16 protein-coding genes are annotated in these 20692 nt (G+C 71.3%); 6 read left to right on the top strand and 10 right to left on the bottom strand.

Annotated elements, in window-relative coordinates; all coding sequences use genetic code 11:
* Positions 1-15: 15 nt before the first annotated feature.
* A complete protein-coding gene (locus QHF89_RS22560; protein WP_136968221.1) occupies positions 16-693 on the top strand; it encodes a glutathione S-transferase family protein in 678 nt (225 codons plus the stop codon).
* On the opposite strand, the gene QHF89_RS22555 is transcribed toward QHF89_RS22560, so the two are convergent.
* From QHF89_RS22555 to QHF89_RS22545, 3 genes are read right to left on the bottom strand one after another with little or no spacing between them, the layout of a single operon-like run.
* A complete protein-coding gene (locus QHF89_RS22555; protein WP_136930184.1) occupies positions 690-1673 on the bottom strand; it encodes a FecCD family ABC transporter permease in 984 nt (327 codons plus the stop codon). The genes QHF89_RS22560 and QHF89_RS22555 overlap by 4 nt on opposite strands.
* Complete coding sequence (locus tag QHF89_RS22550) at positions 1670-2470, bottom strand: type III pantothenate kinase (protein WP_136968222.1); 801 nt, start codon at positions 2468-2470, stop codon at positions 1670-1672. Before QHF89_RS22550 ends, QHF89_RS22555 begins: the two co-directional genes overlap by 4 nt.
* Before the next feature lie 28 nt (positions 2471-2498).
* On the bottom strand, positions 2499-3140 hold the full coding sequence (locus QHF89_RS22545) for an O-methyltransferase (protein WP_136930186.1): 642 nt from the start codon (positions 3138-3140) through the stop codon (positions 2499-2501).
* Between the two features lie 119 nt (positions 3141-3259).
* On the opposite strand from QHF89_RS22545, the gene QHF89_RS22540 reads away from it, so the two are divergent.
* Positions 3260-3892 carry a hypothetical protein gene (locus tag QHF89_RS22540; RefSeq protein WP_136968223.1) on the top strand — a complete coding sequence of 211 codons (633 nt, stop codon included), beginning with the start codon at positions 3260-3262 and terminating at the stop codon, positions 3890-3892.
* 21 nt (positions 3893-3913) lie between these two features.
* On the opposite strand, the gene QHF89_RS22535 is transcribed toward QHF89_RS22540, so the two are convergent.
* Complete coding sequence (locus tag QHF89_RS22535; RefSeq protein WP_136968224.1) at positions 3914-4561, bottom strand: hypothetical protein; 648 nt, start codon at positions 4559-4561, stop codon at positions 3914-3916.
* Between the two features lie 257 nt (positions 4562-4818).
* Between QHF89_RS22535 and QHF89_RS22530 the strand changes: the two genes are divergently transcribed.
* The 4 genes from QHF89_RS22530 to QHF89_RS22515 are packed head-to-tail and all read left to right on the top strand — an operon-like array spanning position 4819 to position 10246.
* On the top strand, positions 4819-5481 hold the full coding sequence (locus QHF89_RS22530) for a hypothetical protein (RefSeq protein WP_136968225.1): 663 nt from the start codon (positions 4819-4821) through the stop codon (positions 5479-5481).
* Between the two features lie 42 nt (positions 5482-5523).
* Complete coding sequence (locus tag QHF89_RS22525) at positions 5524-6573, top strand: NAD-dependent epimerase/dehydratase family protein (protein ID WP_136968226.1); 1050 nt, start codon at positions 5524-5526, stop codon at positions 6571-6573.
* A 47-nt stretch (positions 6574-6620) separates the two neighbouring features.
* Positions 6621-8861: a glycosyltransferase gene (locus QHF89_RS22520; protein ID WP_136968227.1), complete on the top strand. Its 2241-nt coding sequence runs from the start codon at positions 6621-6623 to the stop codon at positions 8859-8861.
* On the top strand, positions 8858-10246 hold the full coding sequence (locus QHF89_RS22515; protein ID WP_136968228.1) for a DUF362 domain-containing protein: 1389 nt from the start codon (positions 8858-8860) through the stop codon (positions 10244-10246). Before QHF89_RS22520 ends, QHF89_RS22515 begins: the two co-directional genes overlap by 4 nt.
* A gap of 1 nt (position 10247) precedes the next feature.
* Here QHF89_RS22515 and QHF89_RS22510 read toward each other — a convergent pair whose 3' ends face one another.
* From QHF89_RS22510 to QHF89_RS22485, 6 genes are all read right to left on the bottom strand, one after another.
* Complete coding sequence (locus QHF89_RS22510) at positions 10248-11222, bottom strand: lysylphosphatidylglycerol synthase domain-containing protein (RefSeq protein WP_136968229.1); 975 nt, start codon at positions 11220-11222, stop codon at positions 10248-10250.
* Between the two features lie 40 nt (positions 11223-11262).
* Positions 11263-13236, bottom strand: a complete 1974-nt coding sequence (locus QHF89_RS22505; RefSeq protein WP_136968230.1) for an ATP-binding protein — start codon at positions 13234-13236, stop codon at positions 11263-11265.
* An 87-nt stretch (positions 13237-13323) separates the two neighbouring features.
* Entirely contained in the window at positions 13324-16353 is a 3030-nt protein-coding gene (locus QHF89_RS22500; RefSeq protein ID WP_136968231.1) for a PAS domain S-box protein, read from the bottom strand.
* Between the two features lie 8 nt (positions 16354-16361).
* Positions 16362-19400 carry a DUF4132 domain-containing protein gene (locus QHF89_RS22495; protein WP_136968232.1) on the bottom strand — a complete coding sequence of 1013 codons (3039 nt, stop codon included), beginning with the start codon at positions 19398-19400 and terminating at the stop codon, positions 16362-16364.
* On the bottom strand, positions 19397-19729 hold the full coding sequence (locus QHF89_RS22490; protein WP_136968233.1) for a hypothetical protein: 333 nt from the start codon (positions 19727-19729) through the stop codon (positions 19397-19399). The genes QHF89_RS22495 and QHF89_RS22490 overlap by 4 nt, the downstream gene beginning before the upstream one ends.
* Positions 19726-20692 (bottom strand): hypothetical protein (locus tag QHF89_RS22485; RefSeq protein ID WP_284720803.1); only part of this gene is annotated, 967 nt, incomplete at its 5' end. The genes QHF89_RS22485 and QHF89_RS22490, both read right to left, overlap by 4 nt.

The raw sequence follows: 20692 nt of genomic DNA, 5'->3' as shown, positions 1-20692 counted from the left end.
TTGCCACGCGCGGCCGTGTCGGACACGCTCGGCCGCGGCGGCGCCGCGCGCGCCCAGGGAGGAAGGTCGATCGCGATGGATCTCAAGTTTTATTACGCGCCCATGACGAGCGCGTCGCGGGTGCACTGGGCGCTCGAGGAGCTCGGCGTTCCGTACGAGAAGGTCAAGCTCGACCTCGCGGCCGGTGAACAGAGGAAGCCCGAGTACCTCGCGCTCAACCCGAACGGCAAGGTGCCGCTCCTCATCGCCGAGGGACGGCCGATCTTCGAAGGGCTCGCGATCCTGCTGTACCTCGGCGAGCGCTTCGGCACGGAGAAGGGGCTCTTCCCGGCGGCGAACTCCGACCGCGCCGAGGCCTTCAAGTGGATGGCGTGGGGCGCGGTGACGTTCGGCGAGGCGCTGCAGCGGTTTCTCCGCAACACGTTGGATCGTTTCCCCGAGGAGGAGCGGAGCCCGAAGTCCGCCGAGGTCGCGAAGAAGGATCTCGCCGCGCACCTCGCGATCTTGAACGAGGCGCTCGAAGGCAAGGAGTACCTCGTGGGCAAGACGTTCTCGTTCGTCGACATCTCCATCGCGCCGGCGATTCCTTTCCTGGGGCGCTTCGGCATCGACGTGAGCCCGTTCCCGAACGTGAACGCGTGGGTCGCGCGGTGTCTCGCGCGGCCCGCGTTCGCGCGCGTGATGCAGGGTTAACCGCCCGAGCGACGCAGGAGCACGAGGAAGGCCGGGCCGCCGATCAGCGCCGTCACGGCGCCGACCGGTGGCTCGGTGCCGAGCGATCGGAACGCGAGGCGCGCGACGAGGTCACAGCCGACGAGCATCGTCGCGCCCGCGAGGAGCGAGACGGGCAGCACGCGGCGTTGATCGGGCCCGATGAGCCGGCGGACGGCGTGCGGGACGACGAGCCCGACGAAGCCGATGAGGCCCGTCAAGCTGACGATCGCGCCGACGACACACGAGGAGGCGAGGAAGGTGCGTCGTTCGAGGGCGCGCACGTCGACGCCGAGCGTGCCGGCCGTCTCGTCGCCGAGCACGAGGACGTTGAGGCGGCCCGCGTCGAAGAGGAGCACCGCGCATCCGACGCCCACGTACACGAAGGCCGCGAGCAGCGACGAGGCGTGCGGCAGGTCGACGAAGCCGACGAGCCAGCGCAGGAGCTGCTGCGCGCGGGAGGGCGGGACGAGGGCCTTCAGGAACGTGATGAGCGCGGCGGCCATGGAGTTGACCATCACGCCGGCGAGCAGGATCGCCGTGCCCGAGGCGCCGCCGCGCATGCCGCGCGCGACGCCATAGACGAGCGACGTGGCGAGGAGGCCGCCGAGGAGCGACGCGGCCGGGATCAGCGCGGCGCCGAGGAGCGTGGTCGCGCCGAGGCCGAGCGCGATGGCGGTCGTCGCGCCGAGCGCAGCGCCGCCCGAGACGCCGAGCACGTACGGCTCGGCGAGGGGGTTGCGGAGGAGCGCCTGGAACGCGGCGCCGACGACGCCGAGCCCCGCGCCGGCCATGGCGGCGAGCGCGACGCGCGGCAGGCGTACGTCGAGCAGGATCGTGCGCGCGAGGCCGGGCTCGTGGAAGGCGTTCGAGAGGGAGATCGGCTCGGTGCCGAAGGCGAGCGCGAGGGCGGTGACGAGGACGAGGAGCGCGGCGGCGAGCAGGATCGGGCGTCGGATCAAGCGCCTTCGGTCCTCGCGGACGCGCGCGGCTCTTGCGCGTTGCGCTCGTAGAGCAGGCGCAGGCCCGTGAGCGTGAGGTCGTTGTCGACCTCCTCGATGGACTCGGTGAGCGGCGCGATGAGCCGCGCGAGGCCACCCGTGGCGACGATGCGGCAGGTGTAGCCGAGCTCGGCGACGAGGCGTTTGCAGAGGCCGTCCACGAGGCCCGCGTAGCCGTACACGATGCCGGACTGCATGCTGTGCACCGGGTTTCGCCCGACGACCTTGGGCGGCAAGGTGATCTCCACGCGGGAGAGGCGCGCGGCGCGGGAGAAGAGCGCCTCGGCGCTGATGTGCACGCCGGGCGTGATCACGCCGCCGAGGTACTCGCCCTTGGGCGTGACGCAGTCGAAGGTCGTGGCCGTGCCGAAGTCGACGACGATGACGGGGCCCTTCGCCCACTCGTAGGCGGCGACCGCGTTGACGATGCGATCGGCGCCGACCTCGCGCGGGTTCTCGTAGAGGATCGCCATGCCCGTCTTGATGCCCGGACCGACGACGAGCGGCTCGCGGCGGAAGGCGCGGCGCACGAGCTCGACCATGGTGTCGGTCAGGGTCGGGACGACGCTCGCGATGATGGCGTGATCGATGAGGTCGGGATCGACGCCGCGCAGCGCGAGCATCTGCCGGACGAGGACCGCGAACTCGTCTGCCGTGCGGCTGCGCGCGCTCTCGGAGCGCACGTGGTGGAGGAGCTTCGTCCCCTCGAACACGCCAAACGAGATGTTCGTGTTGCCCACGTCGACGACGAGCAGCATGGGAGAACCTTTATCACTTCCGGGCGGGTCAGAGTTTTCGCGCGAGCATCATGCCGTCGCGGATCGAGAGCAGGACGTTCTCGACGCGCGGATCGGCGTTGACCACGTCGTTGAAGCGGCAGATGCCGTGGTCGGAGGGGTCCTTCGGCGCGAGGACGTGGCCGCTCCAGAGCGTGTTGTCTCCGACGAGGAGACCTCCCGTGCGGAGGAGCGGAAGGACGGCCTCGTAGTAATCGACGTAGCGCTCCTTGTCGGCGTCGAGGAAGACGAGGTCGAAGGGCGGTCCCGCCGGCAGGGCGCGCAGGGTCTCGAGGGCGTCGCCGAGCAGGATGCGGATCTTCTTTCCGTGCGGGCTGCGATCGAAGAACGATCGGGCGATGCGCGTCGCGTCGGGGTCGCGGTCGAGCGTGAGCAGCTCGCCGTCCTCGGGCAACGCTTCGGCCATGCAGAGCGCCGAGAAGCCGGTGAACGTGCCGATTTCGAGCACACGACGCGCCGCGACGAGCGCGCAGAGCGTCTTCAGGAACGTGCCTTCGACGCGGCCCACCTGCATTTGCGGCGACGTCGTCGAGGCGTACGTGACCTCGCGAAGCTCGTCGAAGAGCGCCGGACGAGGGCGCGTATGGGCTTCGATGTAATCGTTCAGCTCGGGCGAAATGATGGGCGTCATGGGTCCTCCACGGCTGCCCGCGCCTCGGAGCGCGGGGGGTTCGTCTACCACGACGTCGTGGTCGGTGAAGCTTCCACTTGCGGGAAAAACGGGTGAACATCGCGAAACGGAGGTACGTCGTGAGCACGAAGCGGCTTGGCTTGTTGATGGTGGCGCTCGGCTTCGGTGCATGGCTCGGCGGCGGTTGTGCGACCGCGACCAGGCCAGGGGTGGGTGCGGGCGGCGAAGGCGGCGAAGGCGGCGAAGGCAGCTCCGGCGGCCTGGGCGGTGCGGGCGGCGCATCGAGCAGCAGCAGCGCATCGAGCAGCAGCAGCGCGTCGAGCAGCAGCAGCGCGTCGAGCAGCAGCTCGTCGAGCAGCAGCACGAGCTCGGGCGGGCAGATGTGCGGGGCGATGGAGCACGCCTGCGCCGGGGTTTGCGCAGGTAACACGGCCGCGACGGGGTGCTTCACGTCGACCACGTGCACGCCCTGCCCCACGGCGCAGAACGGCGTCGCGACCTGCAACGCGACGGGTCTCTGCGACGTGAGCTGCAACTCGGGGTACGTGAAGAACGGCTCCACGTGCGTCTGCCAGTCGCAGTGTTGCTCGGACGCGGATTGCGTGACCGGTCAGACCTGCATGGGCGGCACGTGCACGAGCAGCACCAGCAGCAGCAGCAGTGGCGGCGGCGGTTGTGATCTGTTCGCGTGCATCTTCACGTGCGGTCTCCAGAGCAAGGATTGTGATCCCTTCACGTGCATGTGCGTCTGAGCGGGCCTCGCGGAACGGGTTCTAAAAGGAAAAACCCGCGCCGCTCGTCACGCTCCGCTCGCCGAGCGGGACGATCTCCGCGAACACGTCGAGGCCGATCGGGAGCGAGGCCACGAGGCCGAGGCCGAGCTGGAACTTGTACCGATCGGTCCCCTGCCGATCCACGCCGTCGACCTGCCAGAAGATCGGGCCGCCGAACACGCGCGCGAGGGCGTACGGGCTGAGCACGTCGTAGAACGTCTTGCCGGCAACCGCGCTGAGGCGGAGGTCGCCGGCGTAATACGGGACCATGGGCGCGTCGGGGCGCGCCTCGCGTGTCTGCGCGCCCGCGACGGCGAGCGAGGCGCCGAAGATCAGGAAGGGAAAGCGATCACGGCCGTCGAGCAGGCGATAGGACGTGGCGACGGAGGCGGACCAGCCGGGGCCGAAGTCGTAGCGCCGCGAGCCTTCGCGCAGGCTGCCCCAGAGAATGCCGCCCGCGCCGAGCTGGAGCGTCCACGCGGAGCCGAGCCTGCGTTCGAACGTGGCGACGGCCGCGCGCCGATCGATGGCGACGTCGTACTTGCCCGCGAAGACGAGGTTCGTCCAAGCGTAACCGACCGTCGCGCCGACGCGGTAGAGCCGCGGGCGAGGCTTCACCACGGGCGCGCCCGGCTTGCTCGGGGGCAAGGGCGCGTCGAGATCGTCGCTGCAGGAGGGAATGCCCGTCGGACCGACGGCCGGCGCGACGCCTCAGGCCCGCGCGTCGCGCGTGGCGACGAGGAGCGAGGCCAGGGTCGCGGCGCCGACGAGGGCCACGCCGAGCACGTTTTTGATGGATCGCATGGGTCCTCGGGGAGGGTAGAGAAGCGCCATTTTCGCGCGGCCGACCCTAGCACGGAAGGAATCCTCGCCGCCCGAAAACAGGCGGTTTATGCTGGGGGGCGATGATCGAGCTCGAGACGCCGTATCACGTGGTGGAAACGGATGGCTCGGGGCACATCCTCATCATGCGCAGGACGCCGCGCGATTACCCAGACACCTGGATGATGGAGCAGGATCTCGAGGCCGTGATCGCCACGCTCGACGAGATTGGTCGTGATCGGAAGAAGCTGCTCGTAGATCTCCGCGAGGGGCCGCGGCGCAACGATCCGCAGTTCGAGGATACGATGCGGCGCTTCCGACCCCGGCTCTTTCGAGGGTTTCGTGGCGCGGCGATCATCGTGAAGACCGCGGTGGGGGCGCTGCAGGTCAAGCGCCACCTGCGCGAGGACGGCGCGGGCGCCGAGGTGTTTCACGACGAAGCCGAGGCGCTCGAGTACCTGCGCGGCCAGAGCGTGCGCGGCGAAGCTCCGCCCGTGAGCCTCGCGCCGCGAAGGCCCCAGGCGCTCGAATCACACCGGAGTGATCGCATCTCGTCGTTGCCTACGGGCTCGCTCCTCCGGGCTTCGCAGGAGCCTCCGCGCAGGCCCTCGGAGGTCGGTGATCCGCCGCGTAGGCCCTCGGAGGTCGGTGATCCTCCACGCAGGCTCTCCGAAGTGGGCGAACCCCCGCGCACGGACCGGCCGTCGAGCGCGCCCGCTCCGGCGACACGTCCGTCGCGGCACTAGCCGCGCTGGAACGCCGGGGATCTGCGTGCCACCCTCGGCGCCATGAAGATCGCGGCGACGGGGATCACGAGCGGCGTGGGCCGGAGGCTCTGCGAGATCGCGCGGGAAGCCGGCCACGAGGTGGCGGGCATCGCGCGTGATCCCGAGCGGCTCGACGCGCGCGCGTTGTCGCGGATCGGCGTGCGTGTCGTGGGCGGAGACGTCGCGGATCGGCGCGCGCTCGCGGACGTCTTGCGAGGCGCGGACGTGGTCGTGCACGCGGCGGCCATGGTCGGCGAGGCCACGGACGCGGCTGAGATGGAGCGCGTGAACGTGGGGGGGACACGCGCCGTGATCGAGGCCGCGGCGGAGGCGCATGTGCCGCACGTGGTGCACGTGTCGTCGGTGGCGGTGTACGGGCGGCCCGATCGCGGGCACGTGACCGAGGCGTGGCCGACGCGCACGAGCGGTTTGCCCTACGAGGACACGAAGACACACGCCGAGCGGCTCGCGCACGAGCGAGGGCGCGCGCTCGGGCTCTCCGTGATCGCGGTGCGTCCGCCCGTGATCTACGGGCCTTACGATCGGAACTTCCTGCCCCGCGCGATCACGACGTTGCGAAAGCGGATGATGCTGCTCGTCGACGGCGGGCGCGCGCCACTGAACGTCGTGTGGGTGGATCACGTGGTCGACGTGGTGCTGCGCGCGGCCGAGCGGCGGGATCTCGGGGGCGAGGCGTTCAACGTGATGGACGAGGTCGACGCGCGGCCGCCGAGCGTGCGTGAGGTGTTCGAGACGATCGCGCGCGCGACCGAGCTGCCTCTGCCGCGGCTCTCGCTCCCGTATCCGGCGGCGATGGGGGCGGCGAAGGCGCTCGCGGCGGCCTTCTCGCTTTCAGGGCGGAAGGAGACGCCGCCGCTCACGCCCTTCGTGGTGAAGCTCCTCTCGCGCGACGTCGTGTACGACGCGTCGAAGGCGGTGCGGGAGCTCGGGTGGACGCCGCGTTTGCGCGCGCTCGAAGGGATCTCGCGGTTTGCCGCAGAGATCGCGGGCAAGGCGCCCGCGTATGCGGGAGGCCCCCGCGTGGCTTCCCCGGGCAGCGCCGTCGAGTAGACTGCGCGGCGCGTTTCGCGTTCCGAACGCCGAGGATCCGCTCTCCGATGACCGAACAAGCGCTCTCCGCTCCCGAATCGACGATCGAGCTCAGCGTGATCGTCCCTTGCCTCAACGAGGAGCTCAACCTGCGCGAGCTCGCGGCGCGCGTGCTGCGTGTCTTCGAGGTCGGCGGGCTCGTCGGGGAGCTCGTCCTCGTCGACGACGGCTCGAAGGACGGCACGGCGGGCGTGATCCGCGAGCTTTCGGCCGCGTCCGCGGGGCGGATCGTGGGCTGCTTTCATCCGGAGAACCGGGGCATCGCGGCGGCGTGGCGGACGGGCGTGGGCGCCTCGCGGGGCAAGCTCGTCGCGACGATCGACGCGGACTTGCAGTACCAGCCGGAGGATCTCTTGCGGCTGCGGCGCGCGCTCTACGACCACAGCGTCGACGTGGTGCAGGGGTTTCGCAGCGCGGTCGGGCGGCGCAAGGACCAGCGATACCACCTGAGCCGCGGGCTCAATCACCTCTTGAACGGCGTGTTCGGGATGGACCTCTCGGACAACAAGAGCGGGTTCGTCATGTGCGCCCGCGAGGTGATGCTCGACCTGCTCACGTACCGCGGCACGTATTTTTATTGGCAATCGTTCATCATGGTCGCCGCGCACGCGAAGGGGTATTCGTACAAGGAGATCGAGACGATCTTCGAGCAGCGGCGGCAGGGGACGAGCTTCCTCGAAAAGACGGCCGTGCGCGCGAGCGTGCTCTCGTTCGTCGATATCGGGAAGGCGGCGTGGGAGTACCGCGTGAGCCGCCCGCCGCCGGACATCGCGCACCAGTTCTTGCGGCGGCACCCAGTGGCGGATCGGACGCCGCCGCGGACGCCCGTGCAGGAGATGCGCTGGCGGGCGTACCTCGCGGCATTCGACCGCACGCACTGGATGATCACGCGGGACGTCGAGCATGCCTACGAGACGCTCTGCAAGACGCAATGGCTCGGGATCACGGAGACGCGTGAGCTCCAGGACGAGAAGCTCCGGCGCCTCGTCCGGCACGCCTACCGCAACGTGCCGTATTACCGCGCCCGCATGCAGGAGCGCGGGCTTCGGCCCGAGGACGTGCGGGGGCAGGCGGACTTGCACAAATTGCCGCTCCTCACGAAGGCCGACATTCGCAAGCACCTCTACTTCGACATCATGTCGGAGAACCACGACAAGTCGCAGGTCCAGCGGATCGCGACGAGTGGTTCGACCGGCGAGCCGTTCATCTGTTACGCCGACCGCGTGCAGCTCGAATTGCGCTGGGCGGCGACGCTCCGGGCCCAGGAGTGGACGGGGTATCGATTCGGCGATCCTTGCGTGCGGCTCTGGCACCAGACGATCGGCATGTCGAAGAGCCAGGTCCGGAAGGAGCGCGCGGACGCGATTCTGTCGAAGCGGACGTTCGTGCCGGTCTTCGAGATGAGCGAGAAGAACCTGGCCGCGATGGTCCGCACGATCGCGGAGGCGGAGCCCGTCTTGCTCGACGGATATGCCGAGGCGCTCGATTTCCTGGCGCGGTATCTCCAGGCGCACGGCAACCTCTCGGTGCGGCCGCGGGCCGTGATGTCGAGCGCGCAGACGCTCCCCCTGCCGAGCCGGCGCGTGATCGAGCAGGCGTTCGGGTGCGCGGTGTTCGACAAATACGGCAGCCGCGAGTTCTCGGGCATCGCCTACGAATGCGAGGCGCACGCGGGGCACCACGTGGTCGCCGAGGGATACATCGTCGAGATCCTGAAGGGCGGCGAGCCCGCGAAGCCCGGGGAGATCGGCGAGGTCGTCATTACCGATCTCACGAACATGTGCATGCCGTTCATCCGCTATCGCATCGGGGACCTCGCGGAAGCCATGGATCCGCTCGCGCCTTGCACGTGCGGCCGGGGCGCGCCGCGGATCGGGGCGATCGAGGGGCGCGTGCAATCGATCATCCAGGGCACGGACGGTAGATTCGTACCGGGGACGTTCTTCGCGCATTACCTGAAGGAATACGATCACGCGATCAAGCAGTTCCAGGTGGTGCAGGAGGCGCTCGGGGCGATCACGTTCCGGGTCGTGAAGGGCGGGCGTTTCTCGGACGACGTGCTCGACGAGGTGCTCACGAAGTTCCGCGAGGTGCTCGGCGAGGATCTGCGGATCACGGTCGATTTCGTGGACGAGGTGGCGATGGTGCGCACGGGCAAGCGCGTCGCGGCCGTGTCGAAGCTCGGGATCGATTTCCAGGGGAGCTCCGCCTCGGTGCGGCCGAGCGTGGGCCGCGGGGATCGCGCATGACGCAGGGGTCCTCGGTCGCGATCGTCTCCCGCCCGGGGACGACGTACGCCGCGGGCGGCGTGCCGCCCTTTGATCCGCCGAACCCGGTGTACGCCATGGTGGAGGCGCTCTTCCGGGAGCTCGGGCTCGACGCAGCGCGAGCCGGGACGCCGGAATGGAACCCGCTCGGCGATTTGATCCGGCCGGGCGATCGGGTGATCGTCAAGCCCAACCTCGTCTCGTCGAAGAACCTGCACGAGAAGATCACGGGAGAAAAGTTATGGGCTTCGAGCACACATGGCGCGCTCTTGCGGCCCATCCTCGATTATGCGCTCCGGGCCGCGGGGCCGCGGGGCAACGTGCGGGTCGTGGATTCGCCCGTGGAGGGCTGCGAGATCGAGAAGGTCGCGGGGCCGCTCGGGATCTTCGCGGTGATCGATCACCTGCGCCGGGGCGGCGCGGACGTCGATTTCGTGGACCTGCGTTATTTCCGGGTGGCGCCGTACTTCGCGCTCGACGACGTGCGGCGCGGGGGCCTCTCGTACAACCTCGGCCTGCTCGTCCGCACGAGGCTCCCGGGGGATCCGCGCGGGTATCGGGTGGTGGATCTCGGCGATCGGAGCGCGTTCGCGCTTCGCTCTGCGCCGCCGGGCGAGCGGCTCCGGTTCCACCGCAGCCATTACGAGACGCCGGTCCCGCACCACACGGGCGGGAGACACGAATACAGCCTGCCGCGCACGGTGCTCGACGCGGACGTGGTGCTCAACCTGCCGAAGATGAAGACGCACAAAAAGACCGGCGTCACGCTGGCCTTGAAGAGCGTCATCGGATTCACGAACGAAAAATACTGGCTCCCGCATTTCACGGCCGGGGACCCGTCCGTCGGAGGCGACGAGTTCGATCGTCCGCGGAGCTTGGCGGAGCGGATCGAGGACAAGTTCTCGCGGTTTCCGCTGCCCGGTGACCATTCGCTGGTCGCGCGCCTCGCCCGGGTCGGAGCGCCGTCGAAGGTGATCGATGGGAGCTGGGAGGGCAACGATACGCTCTGGCGGACCATCCTGGACCTGAACCGGATCCTCTTTTTCGTCGATCGCGACGGCGTTTTGCGGGACCAGCCCGTGCGGCGGTACCTCGCGCTCGTGGACGGCATCGTGGCGGGCGAGGGCGAAGGGCCGCTCGGGGCGACGCCGGTCTTCGCGGGGACGCTCGTGGGCGGGTTCGATCCGGGGATCGTGGACGCGACGGCCGCGGAGGAAATGGGATTCGATCCGGCGCGGATCTCGATGATCCGGGAGGCGGTGGGGATGGTGTCGCGGGCCGATCTGGCCGGCAGGATCGTCCGGCGCGACGGGCCGCGATTCGAACGGAAATTCCGGGCGCCGCGGAGCTGGCCGAGCCTCGGGTAATTCAGCGCTCGGTCTCGATGACCGCCGGTGCGCCGGGGGGATTCGGCGACGCGGGCATCGGCGTCTGGAAGCGGAAGAGCACGAGCGCGAAGACGATTTCGACGAGCGTGATGGCCACGCCCCACGCGGTGGTCGACGCCGCGATGGCCGCGAGGCGCTCGCCCTGCGTCGGAAACGCCGCGAAGGGTTCGAGCAACGTGGCGGCGAGGACGTCCCGCGTTCCAAACCCCTGCGGCGTGAGGGGCAAGGTGACGGCGACCATCAGAATGGGAAGGAAGGCAAACGCGCTCGCCGGGGGGATCTTCACGCCAAAAAACCAGAAGGGAATCCACGTGCCGAGGAAAAGCACGACGAGGTGCGGCAGGCGCGCGAGGAGGGCCCACAGGTGCCCACGCACGCCCGCCTCGAAGAGCGGCGCAAGGAGGCGAAGAGAGGCGAGCCTCGCCGGGCGGATCGCGAGGAGGGCGAGGTAAAGAAGGCCCGCGCCGAGGGGGAGGGCGAGCCAAACGAGAGGCTTGTCCCCGAGCAGAATGGCGATACACGCGAGGCCCAGGATCGAGCCCATCCAGGACGCATAGACGAGCAGCGTGGCGCCGGCGACGCGCGCGAGGGGGACGCCGTGGATCCGGGAGAGGGCGACGGTGATGAACGCCTGGCCGACGTGGTGGTTCAGGAGGGAGGGCAGGTACGAGGCGCCGCGGAGGATGAAAAAATCACGAAATCGAATGGGCGCGACGGATCTGCGATAGACGAGCACGGTCGCCAGGCTGTCGGCGGCGCAAAGCGAGACCACGAAGACCGCGGCGAACGCGAGGAACGAAGGCGCCGAGACACGCGCGAGGTGCTCCCGGAACGCCCGGAGATCGAGGCGGGCGAGGACGAACACGACGAGGGCGATCGAGACGACGAACGGCAGGACCGCGCGCACGAGGGATCGCGGGGGCTCGCCTTCGGGGCGGGGAGGCGCTTCGGCCATCGGCGCGAACGTACCAGATCCCGGCCGAGGCGAAGGTCGATCAGCCGGCGCGTCGCAGGGACGCGGGCGCGGCGTGGCGAGCGGCCGTGCCGCGGCTGTCGGAGGGGAGCGGCAGCTCGACGGTGAACGTCGCGCCGTGCCCCGGGCCCGCGCTCTCGGCAGACACACGGCCGCCGTGGAGATCGGTGATGTGCTTGACGATGGAGAGGCCGAGGCCGAGCCCGCCGTGGCGCCGCGATGAGGAGGCGTCCTCCTGGCGGAAGCGCTCGAAGATGTGCGGCAAGAACGCGGGCGCGATGCCCTGGCCGAAGTCGCGGACGACGAGGACGGCGCGGCCCCGCTGCGGGCGCACCGTGACCTCGACGTGGCCGCCCGCGGGCGAGAACTTGATGGCGTTCGAAAGGAGGTTCCAGAGGAGCTGCTCGATGCGGGCGCCGTCGCCGAGGAGCGGCTCGCCGATCGGCGCGACGTGGAGGTCGAGCGTGACGCCCTTCTGTTCGGCGGAGGGGCGCACGGTCTCGACCGCGGAGGCGACGACGGCGCCGAGATCAAAGGGCGCGACGTCGAGGTGGATCTTGCCGGTGACGATGCGGCTCACGTCGAGGAGATCGGAGACGAGCTGGGCGAGGGCGCGGGCGTTGCGCTCGATGACCTCGAGGCCTCGATCGAGTTTGTCGCCGCTGCGGGGCGAGCGTTTCAAGAACTGCGCCCAGCCGAGGACGGCGGTGAGGGGCGTGCGCAGCTCGTGCGAGAGCGTCGCGACGAACTCGTCCTTGAGGCGGCTCGTTCGCTCGGCCTCGGCGCGGGCGTTGCGCTCGGCCTCCTCGATGTTGCGGTGGTCGGTGATGTCGAGCGTCAAGCCCGCGGCGCGCACGACGTGGCCACGCTCGTCGCGGTGGACCTGGCCGAGGATGGCGATCCAGCGGGCCTCGGGCGTGGGGTGGGCGGCGACGCGGAGCTCCAGGCGGAAGTGCTCGGCGCGGCTCGCGAGGATGCGGTCGGACTCGTCCAGGATGCGCTCGCGATCCTCCGGGTGGATGGCCTCGATCCATCGTTCGATCGTCGGGACGTATTTCGGATCGACGCCGTAGAGCTCGAAGTTGCGCTCGGACCAGACGAGGTGGTCCGTCCCCGTGTCCCAGGCCCACGAGCCCGCGCGGGCCGCGTCGAGCGCGAGCCGGAGGCGGGCGTCGCTCTCGCGCAGGGCCTGCTCGGCGCGGCGGAGGCGCGAGAGATCCACGACGTAGAACATGCCGGTGAGGTCGCGCCCTTCGCGGCCGAGCAGGACGGCGCCGCCGATCAAGGCCGGGGCACGGCTGCCGTCTTTGCGGAAGAACTCCTTCTCGTAGGGCGCGCAAGACCCCGTCGTCCGGAGCTGTCGGCCGGCGAGCTCGTCGGCGCTGCGGTGCTCGCGGGGCGTGAGCTCGCGCCACGTGAGCTTGCCTTGGCGCGCGGCGAATTCATGGGAGCTCAAACCAAGAAGATCGAGGAAGGCGTCGTTCGCCTCGATGATCGCGTCGCCGCGGAAGGAGGCGACGCCGAGGGTGGGGGAGGCGAGCAGGGTGCGGAAATGCTCGGCGTTCGTGGCGCTCGCCTGCGCGCGCTCGGCGAGGATGCGCTCGGCCTCGCGGCTGCGCTCGACCTCGCGGTGCATGCGGCCGCTCACGGCGCTGATGGCGACGCCGATGAAGCAGAAGAGGAGGAGCCGGACGAGGTCGGCGGCGGTCGTCAACGCGATCGCGTGGACGGGCTCGAGGAAGAAGAAGGTGCCCGCGCCGAGCGCGAGGAGCGTGGCGAGGAGGCCCAGCCAGAACCCTCCCGCCGCGGCGCAGATGGTCACCGGCAGGACGAACACGAGCATGGGCGAGGTCGCGCCGAGGAAGGGCGCAAGGCTCTCGCGCAGCACGACCGTGCCGCCGACCGTGCCGAGCGCCAGGAAGAGGCCGGCTGGGGAGGATGTCCAGTGCTGCGGGCCTCTCCATTCTCCCGGGACGAGGTCGAGACGAGACGCCATCGGCCCGGTCCATAAAACATGCCTGGCCTCGGCGGGAGCCTACGGCCGAGGGGCGTCGCCGGGGCGGCGCCCGTTCGCGTCGTGACGCTAGCCCACCGGCCTCGGGGGCATGCTCCCCGAGGCGAGCGCGAAGACGAGCGCGCGAAATGCTTCGGACTCGAACGGTTTGTAGAGGAGACGATCCGCGACATCCCCGACGAACGAGCGGACCTCGTCCGTGCAGGCGCCTCCGGTCAAGAAGCCGACGCGCCGATCGAGCGCGGGATCGAGCGCGAGCAGGGAGGTGTAGAGCGCGACGCCGCTCGTGCCCGGCATCATGAGATCACAAAGGACGACGTCGAAGCGCGCCCCGCCGCGGACGAGCTCGAGCGCCTCCTCGGAGCCGGAGGCGCAGACGAGATCCATGTCGCGGCCGAGCACGCGACGAACGGCCGCGCAGACGTAGGGCTCGTCGTCGACGAAGAGGACACGGGGCCTGTCGCCGCGCCCCGCGGGGCGGAGGCCTTCGCGCGGGTTCTTCGCGGGATCGGCGGCCGGGAGGATCACGCGGAACGTCGAGCCCGCGCCGGTCGTGCTCTCGACGGAGAGCTCGCCGCCGAGGGCGGTGACGATGCTGTGACAAACCGAGAGGCCGAGGCCCATGCCCTCGCCGACGGGCTTCGTCGTGAAGAACGGATCGAAGATGCGCGAGACGAGCTCGAGCGGGATGCCGACGCCGTTGTCCACGATCTCGATGACGACGCGGCGGTCGAGGGATCGGGTGACGAGGCGGATCTCGTTCTCCGACTCGGGGCGATCGGGCATGGCCTGCGCGGCGTTGGCGAGCAGGTTGACGAAGACCTGGCCGAGCCGCGGTTCGTTGCCGAGGACCGCGGGCACGTCGCCGTACGCGCGCGTGACGCGCGTGCGGTGGCGCAGGGCGTGGTGGGTCATGCGGATGGCCTTGTCGAGGACCCCGTGCACGTCGATGGGGCCGCATTCGGCGGGCTCGCCGTCGGCGCGGGAGAAGGTGCCCATGTCGCGCACGATCGCGCGCATGCGGCGCGCGCCTTCGAGGGCCTCGTCGAGGGCCTGCGTGGCGGCCTCGTATGTGGCGGCGTCGGGAGGGAGCGTGCGCAGGGCGCCCGCGACGAACTCCAGGTTCGCGAGGACGAACGAGAGGGGGTTGTTGATCTCGTGGGCCACGCCGGCGGCCATCGTGCCGAGGGAGGCGAGGCGATCGGCGAGGAGCAGGCGCGCCTCGGCGTGCCTGCGCTCGGTGACGTCGCGGCAGAAGGCGACGACGGCGCGCGTCTCGTCGCCGTCGCGCAGGGGGAAGAGGATGGTGTCGAAGACGAGGCGCGCGCGCGAGCTGCTCCAGGCGCTGCCGTAGACGTCGAGGTTCACGTCCTGCCCGTGCATCTCGACGACCTCGCCCGCGTAGGCGCGCGCGAAGCACACATCCATGCCGGTCTCGACGTGGAGGGGATCGGTGAGCGCGTTGAACTTGCCGACGCCGAAGGTCGTGCTGGCGAGGCCGAGCTGCCTGCGGTGCGCCTCGTTCATCCGCAGGGAGAGGCCGTCGGGGCCGAAGATCTGGATGCCCACGGGGGCGTTCTCGAAGACGGCCTGCGCGAGCTGCTCGCTGTCGCGCAGCGCGCGCTCGACGCGGCGCCGCTCGGTGATGTCGGTGGAGACGCCGATCGCGCCGATGACCTCGCCCGAGGGGTCGCGGAGGGGCCAGGAGGCGTGCTCGAACCAGACGCCCCCCACCGGGATCTCGCCCTTGTAGGTCCGGCCCGCGAGGGGCTCGTCCACCTGCGGCGAACCTCCAGGGTCGCTCGGAAGGTTGTAGACGGAGGTCCCGACGAGCTCGCCCGGCTGAAAGCCCAGGTGCGCGAGGCCCTTGCCCTCGGCGAACGTGATGGTGCCGTCGCGCTCGACCGCCCACAGGACCACGGGGGCGTGGTCGAGCAGCGCGTGGAGGCGCGCCTCGTGTTCGCGCAGGAGCGCCTCGGACTGGCGCAGATCCGTCACGTCGCGGCTCAGGATCAGCGCCTCGCCGTGGGGCAGGGCGGCGATGCGGATCTCTCGAAACATGGGGGCTCCGTCGGTCCCCCGCGTCTCGTAGTCGAGCGCGGCGATGTCGGTCGTCCCGCGGACCTTCGTGATGGCGTCGAGGACCTCTGGCGTCCGCAGCGGCTGGAGGATCTCGGCGAGGTTCTTGCCGACGAGCGCAGGCAGCGACTCGACGCTGCGCCGCCGCTGGAGCCTGCCGAAGTGCGCTTGGAGGATGATGCCGTCCTCGGTCACGCGGAAGATGTTGTCGGGGAACGCGGAGAGCAGGGTGTGGAGCTCGTCGTTCGCCTGCGCGAGGGCCCGCTCGGCCTCGCGGATCTCGCTGAGGTCGGTCGAGACCGCGAACGTGCGGAGGATCTTGCCCGCGGCGTCGCGCTCGACGAGCACGGTCATCACGACCTCGAGGAGGCTCCCGTCCTTGCGCACGAACTCGTACCGGCTGTTGCGGCCGACGCCGCGCCGGAAGAGCTCGGGGATTCGCGCGAGGGCATGCGCGCGGGAGGCCTCGGTCATGAAGTCGACGGAGCGGCGGCCGAGGACCTCGGCGCGATCGTAGCCGAGCGCGTCGAGCCAGCCGTCGCTGACGCTGACGAGGCGGCCTTCGGCGTCGATCGAGTGCAGGATGATGGGCGCGTGCTCGTAGAGGTGCTCGTGCCTTCGCTCGACGTCGCGTTTCTCGTCGAGGATGCGCTCGGTCGTCTCGATGCGGCGGCGGATCGCGGCGAGGCGCGGGCCGAGGCGCGGCGCGTCGTGCGGCAGGACGAAGAGCTCGTCGGCGCCCGCATCCACGAGCGCGCGGAGGTGCGCGTCCCCGTCACGTTCGGTCGCCGCCGCGAGGGCGGTGGTGCTTTCACGCGCGCGTGCCGCGCGGCAGGCGTCGAGGGCGGCGGCGGGATCGTCGCCTTCGAGGTCGAGGACGACGCAGAGGGACGGCGCGTCGATCTCCGCGGGGGCCTCGTTCGGGAGCAGCACGAAGCCGGCGGCGCGGAGCTCGGCTTCGAGCGATGCGCGCGACGGAGAGCTCCGTCCGAGGATCGAGGCGGTGAGGCGACTGCGCAAGACCGAGACTATCTCGCGCGCGGCGCGGCACGCGCAAGGGCGCGGTCGATGCTGGCCCGCGCCTCACAAACGAGAGGCCTGGGGACGGAGGAGAACGGGAGAGCGACGCCGTTCGGATCGCAAAAGCCAAAGGCGCCCGAGTACGCGGCGTCGCGTGGCCAGGGCGGACGGCCGGGATCGAACCACGCCGAGACGTTTGGGTCGGACGGTGAATGCACGAACGTACGTGTGGCGAGCCCCGGCCCGGTGCAAAAGCCCTCGTCTGCGAGCGCGCGCCGGAGGGCGGCGGCGTCAACGAGGCGACGCGCGAGGACGTGGCTCTCGGTGCTGTCGAGCTCTTCGTCGGGGACGCCGCGCAGATCCCGGAAGAGCTGGGGGAGCGCCTGTTTGACGCCGAGATCGTCGAGCAGCGCGCGCCACGGGGTCACGTCGGGCAAGCGGGCCGGGTGGACGATCTCGACGTCGGTCCAGCCGATCCAGCGCGCGTCGTAGTCGAGCGGGACGACGCCGAGGCCCCGCGCGCGCTCCCAGGACCAGAGGAGCGCGAGATCACGCGGAGGCCCGGGATCGCGGGGGCGCGTGGTGACGACGAGGTGCCCGAGGAGCGAGGCGTGGAGCGGATCGTCGAGGAGCCACGCGAGCTCGTCTGCCCGGAGGGGCGTGGCGCTGATCATGCGGTCTTCGAGCAGCCGCGTGGCCTCGTACCTGCGAGCGCGTTCGGCGCGGCGGCCGCGGACGAGCGCGCGGTAGCGTTCGTCTTTGCGTACGGCCGAAGGGACGCGGCGGAGCGGGGACGAGGCGCCTTCGGGGGTGACGACGAGCTCGCCGCGGGGCCCGATGGAGACGACGTGGCCGGCGATCACGGGCGAGAGCGGCAGCGCGGGATCACGCGCGGGGACGGGCGCGGGCGCGCGGGAGGTTCGTCGCGGGAAGAGGGCGGCGAGCGGGCGCGCGGGATCGAGGTCGGGGAGGGAGAGATCACGAGGGACGAGGGGCGATGCGGGATCGAGGCTCGTCGGCACGGGTGCAGGGGCCTCGGCGAGCAGGCGCGGGGAGACGCCGACGTCGCGGGCGAACGCTTCGGCGAGCTCACGCGGGGCGCAGAGGAGGACGACGTCGCGGAGGGAGGGCTCGTCCGCGGTGGGGATGCGGAGCAGGTTCGTCGTGGTGAGGCGCGCGAGCGAGGAAGAGACGCCCCGCAAGGCGAGCGGCGAGGGCGAGAGGCGGCCGGCGCCGGCGCGCACGAGGGGCGTCGCGTCGGCGATCCGCGCGAAGGCGAGGTGATGGGTGCCGGCCTCGCGCGCGTCGAGCGTCGCGAGCGACCACGCGAGGAGGACGAACCGCGCGTCGCGTGGATCGGAGAGGCCAGGGAGCGCGGGCGCGGGCCAGCGCTCGGGGCGGAGGGCGTCACGATCGGCGAGGGAAGCACGCGTGAGGGCGACGCCGCGGAGGAGCGCGGCGGGATCGGGGTGCGCGAGGTGGAGGGTTGGATCCGCGGCGGCGACGGCGCTCGGCGTGACGAGGCGAGGGTCGAGGCGCTCGGTGAGGGCTTCGGCGAGGGAGAGCGTGTCCTCGGCGAGATCGGGGGCGGTGCGCTCGTCCTGCGCGAGGCCGAGGAGACGGAGCGCCCAGACGAAGGCGAGCGCGGGCGCGGCGGCGACCGCTGCCGACGCGGCCTCCTCGGCGGATACGGCGAGCGCGGCGAGGGTCGTGGCGACGAGGGGCGCGGGCAGCCATCGCGCGAGGGCGCGGACGCGGTTCGTGCGTGTGCCCGAGCGTGGGGGCGGGTCCGCCTCGGCCGGCGCGAGGCGGGCGCCTGCGCCTCGATCGAGCGCTTCGGAGAGCAGGCGGGAAGGATCTACATGGCCTGCGGCGGCATCGAGATCGGCGAGGAGCGCGGCGAGCAGCGGGCGCGACGCGGGCTTGTTGAAGGCGTCTGCGAGTGCACGGCCGATCTCGTCCGCGTGAACGTAGAGGTTCGCCGGGGCGATGTCGGCGAGGTGAAGCAGGGCTCGCATGCACGTGGTCTCGGCGGACGAATCGTTCTCGCGCGCGAGCGCGCCGAGCAGGCCCCGCGTGACGTCGAGGAGGAGCGAGGTGTCGTCACTCGGGCTCGCAGGGACGAGCACGTCGAGCACGGCGGCGAGGTGCGCCGCGTCGAGGTCGCCAAGCGTGGCGCGGAGCGCGGCGGCGAGGTCGTTGCGCACGCGGAGGCCGTGGTCCCCCGACGCATACGCGTGCATCCAGAGCGCCTGGAGCCGCGCGCGCACGAGCGAGGCCTCGCCCGCGGGCGCCCACGTGCCCAGGAGGCCAAAACAACCGAGGAGGGCCGCGTCGATCCGGGTCGCGGCCGCGGCGGGATCCGCTGCGGCCCGCGCCGCGTTCGTCAGCGCCGCCATCGTCCCCGGGGGCACGTCGCGGCCAACTTCGAGCCGACGCCGCAACACGCCGAGGCGCAGCGACAACCCCGCGTCGGGCCCTGCGCGCTCGGCCGCGACGTCCACGAGCTCGCTGGGCAGGAGCGTTCCGTGGCGGGGCGAGGACACGACAGCGACGAGGAGCGCCGCGGAGACGGGCGCGCGCCGCGCGAGCCGGGCGAGGCGGCCGAGCGCGCGGGACGCGTGCTCCTCGTCGCCGAGCGCGAGGAAGGCCCGCGCGGCTTCGAGCCACATCGCGGCCGCGGCGTCGGGGCCGATCTCCTCGAAGAGCGCTTCGAGCGCCTGGAACGTCTGCTCCGCGCGGCGAGGGCGCGCCTCCACGAGCGCCTCGGCGCGGAGGAACACCCGGCTCGCGCGGCGCACGCGTTCGTGATGGGCCTCGTCCTCGGGGCGCTCGCCGTGAAGGCGAAGCGGGAAGGGGACCTCCTGGCGAGGCTCCCTCCGCAAAAGAAGCGCGTCCTCGACGAGGTACCCCTCGTGCTGCTCGACGACACGGCGCGCAGGCCAGGCCTCCGCGCGGACCTCGATGACACGCACGGCCGAGACGAGGGAGCGCAGGCGCACGAGGAACACGGCCTCCGGATCGGGATCGTGCGCAGGATCGATCACGGCGCCTCCTCGTCGTCGTCGTCGGCCCCGAACGCGGCGAGCAGCCCGGAGCGCGCGAGCCTCGTGGAGAGCGCTTCGATCCGGTCGTACGACGCGAGCAGCGCCTCGGCGAGCGCCGCGTTCGGCCGCGGCCCGAGCCCCGCTTGCGCGTCGAGCGAAAGGGCCACGGCTTCGAGCCGCGTCGCGAGGTCGAAGAGCCCGATCGCCTGCGCGTCCGCCGCGAGCCGACGGAACGTGAGGGCCCGATGTTCCGTGCGTTCGAGCGCGCCGGCCGCGGCGAGCTCCTCGATCGCCGCGCGCGCCTGCCGCGCGAGCCGCTCCGCGATCACAACGTCACCTCGAGCGTGGGATCCACGACGTCGAGCGTGAGATCGAGCGTGGAGCCGTCGGCGAGCATGGCCGAGATCGGCTCGATCACGAGCGCGCCTCCTTCGCGGGCGAGGCGGACGCAGAGGAAACGCGGCGGCCTCGCGGCGCGGCTCAGCACCTCGAGGTTGTCGAACAGGAGCGCGCGCTCCTCCCGGAACGAGAGCGAGGTCCGGATCTCCACGCCCGCGGAGACGCGCAGGCGGAGCGAGAGCTCCTGGGTCGCGTGATCGAAGTCGCTCGGGGACAATCGCTGCACGGGCAGGAGCACGATCGGCGAGGAGCGCGGCGGGCGGCCGAGCGCGTCGAAGTCGAGGCCCCGCGCGAGCCGCGCCGCGTCCTTTGGACCCGCGAGGACGTGCCGCGCGAGGCGGGCGTCGCCCGGCGGCAGCGCCGGCCGCAGCGCCACGCTCGTCGCGCGGCTGCCCGAGAGGCGCCCATGCGAGAGCGCGATCCGCGCGCCGGAGAGCGCGAACCGACCCCGCGCGAGATCCCGCATCGTGATGCCGCTCTGCGCGAACGCGGGCCCGGCCGCGAGCCCCTCCGCCCAGGTGCGAAGATCCGCGGGTTGCGCTGGCTTTCCCTTCGTGAGCAGCGTCCGCGCGAGGACACGATCTTCGCCGAGCACGGCCACGTACGCCGTCACCCCCGAAACGCCGCCCGCCGCGACCCACGCTTCGAGCCCGAGCCCCTGCACCTCGATCGGCGGCACCTCGACGTACGCGCGTTGCGACGCGCCCGCGATGTCTTCGAGCGGAAGCGCGCCCGTGTTCGCCCGGAGCGCGCGCCCGAGGTTCCGCGTCACGGCGAGCGCCCGCAGCGCGTCCGCCTCGGCCGCGCCCGCGTCCGGGCCCTCGAGCGCGGGCAAGAGCGCCGCGAGCCGATCGAGGGCCCGCGCGAGCCTGCCGAGCCCCGCATCCCGGGGC

Source organism: Polyangium sorediatum (genome assembly GCF_029946465.1).
Classification (GTDB): Bacteria; Myxococcota_A; Polyangia; order Polyangiales; family Polyangiaceae; genus Polyangium; species Polyangium fumosum.
The sequence above is the reverse complement of the archived record's forward strand: the minus strand, read 5'-3'. Positions and strand labels throughout refer to the sequence as shown.

Excerpts from the sequence above, each read along its gene's own strand:
- QHF89_RS22515 (WP_136968228.1), top strand. The coding sequence starts at position 8,858 with ATGACGCAGGGGTCCTCGGTCGCGATCGTCTCCCGCCCGGGGACGACG.
- QHF89_RS22545 (WP_136930186.1), bottom strand. The coding sequence starts at position 3,140 with ATGACGCCCATCATTTCGCCCGAGCTGAACGATTACATCGAAGCCCAT.
- QHF89_RS22550 (WP_136968222.1), bottom strand. The coding sequence starts at position 2,470 with ATGCTGCTCGTCGTCGACGTGGGCAACACGAACATCTCGTTTGGCGTG.
- QHF89_RS22510 (WP_136968229.1), bottom strand. The coding sequence starts at position 11,222 with ATGGCCGAAGCGCCTCCCCGCCCCGAAGGCGAGCCCCCGCGATCCCTC.
- QHF89_RS22525 (WP_136968226.1), top strand. The coding sequence starts at position 5,524 with ATGAAGATCGCGGCGACGGGGATCACGAGCGGCGTGGGCCGGAGGCTC.
- QHF89_RS22505 (WP_136968230.1), bottom strand. The coding sequence starts at position 13,236 with ATGGCGTCTCGTCTCGACCTCGTCCCGGGAGAATGGAGAGGCCCGCAG.
- QHF89_RS22520 (WP_136968227.1), top strand. The coding sequence starts at position 6,621 with ATGACCGAACAAGCGCTCTCCGCTCCCGAATCGACGATCGAGCTCAGC.
- QHF89_RS22530 (WP_136968225.1), top strand. The coding sequence starts at position 4,819 with ATGATCGAGCTCGAGACGCCGTATCACGTGGTGGAAACGGATGGCTCG.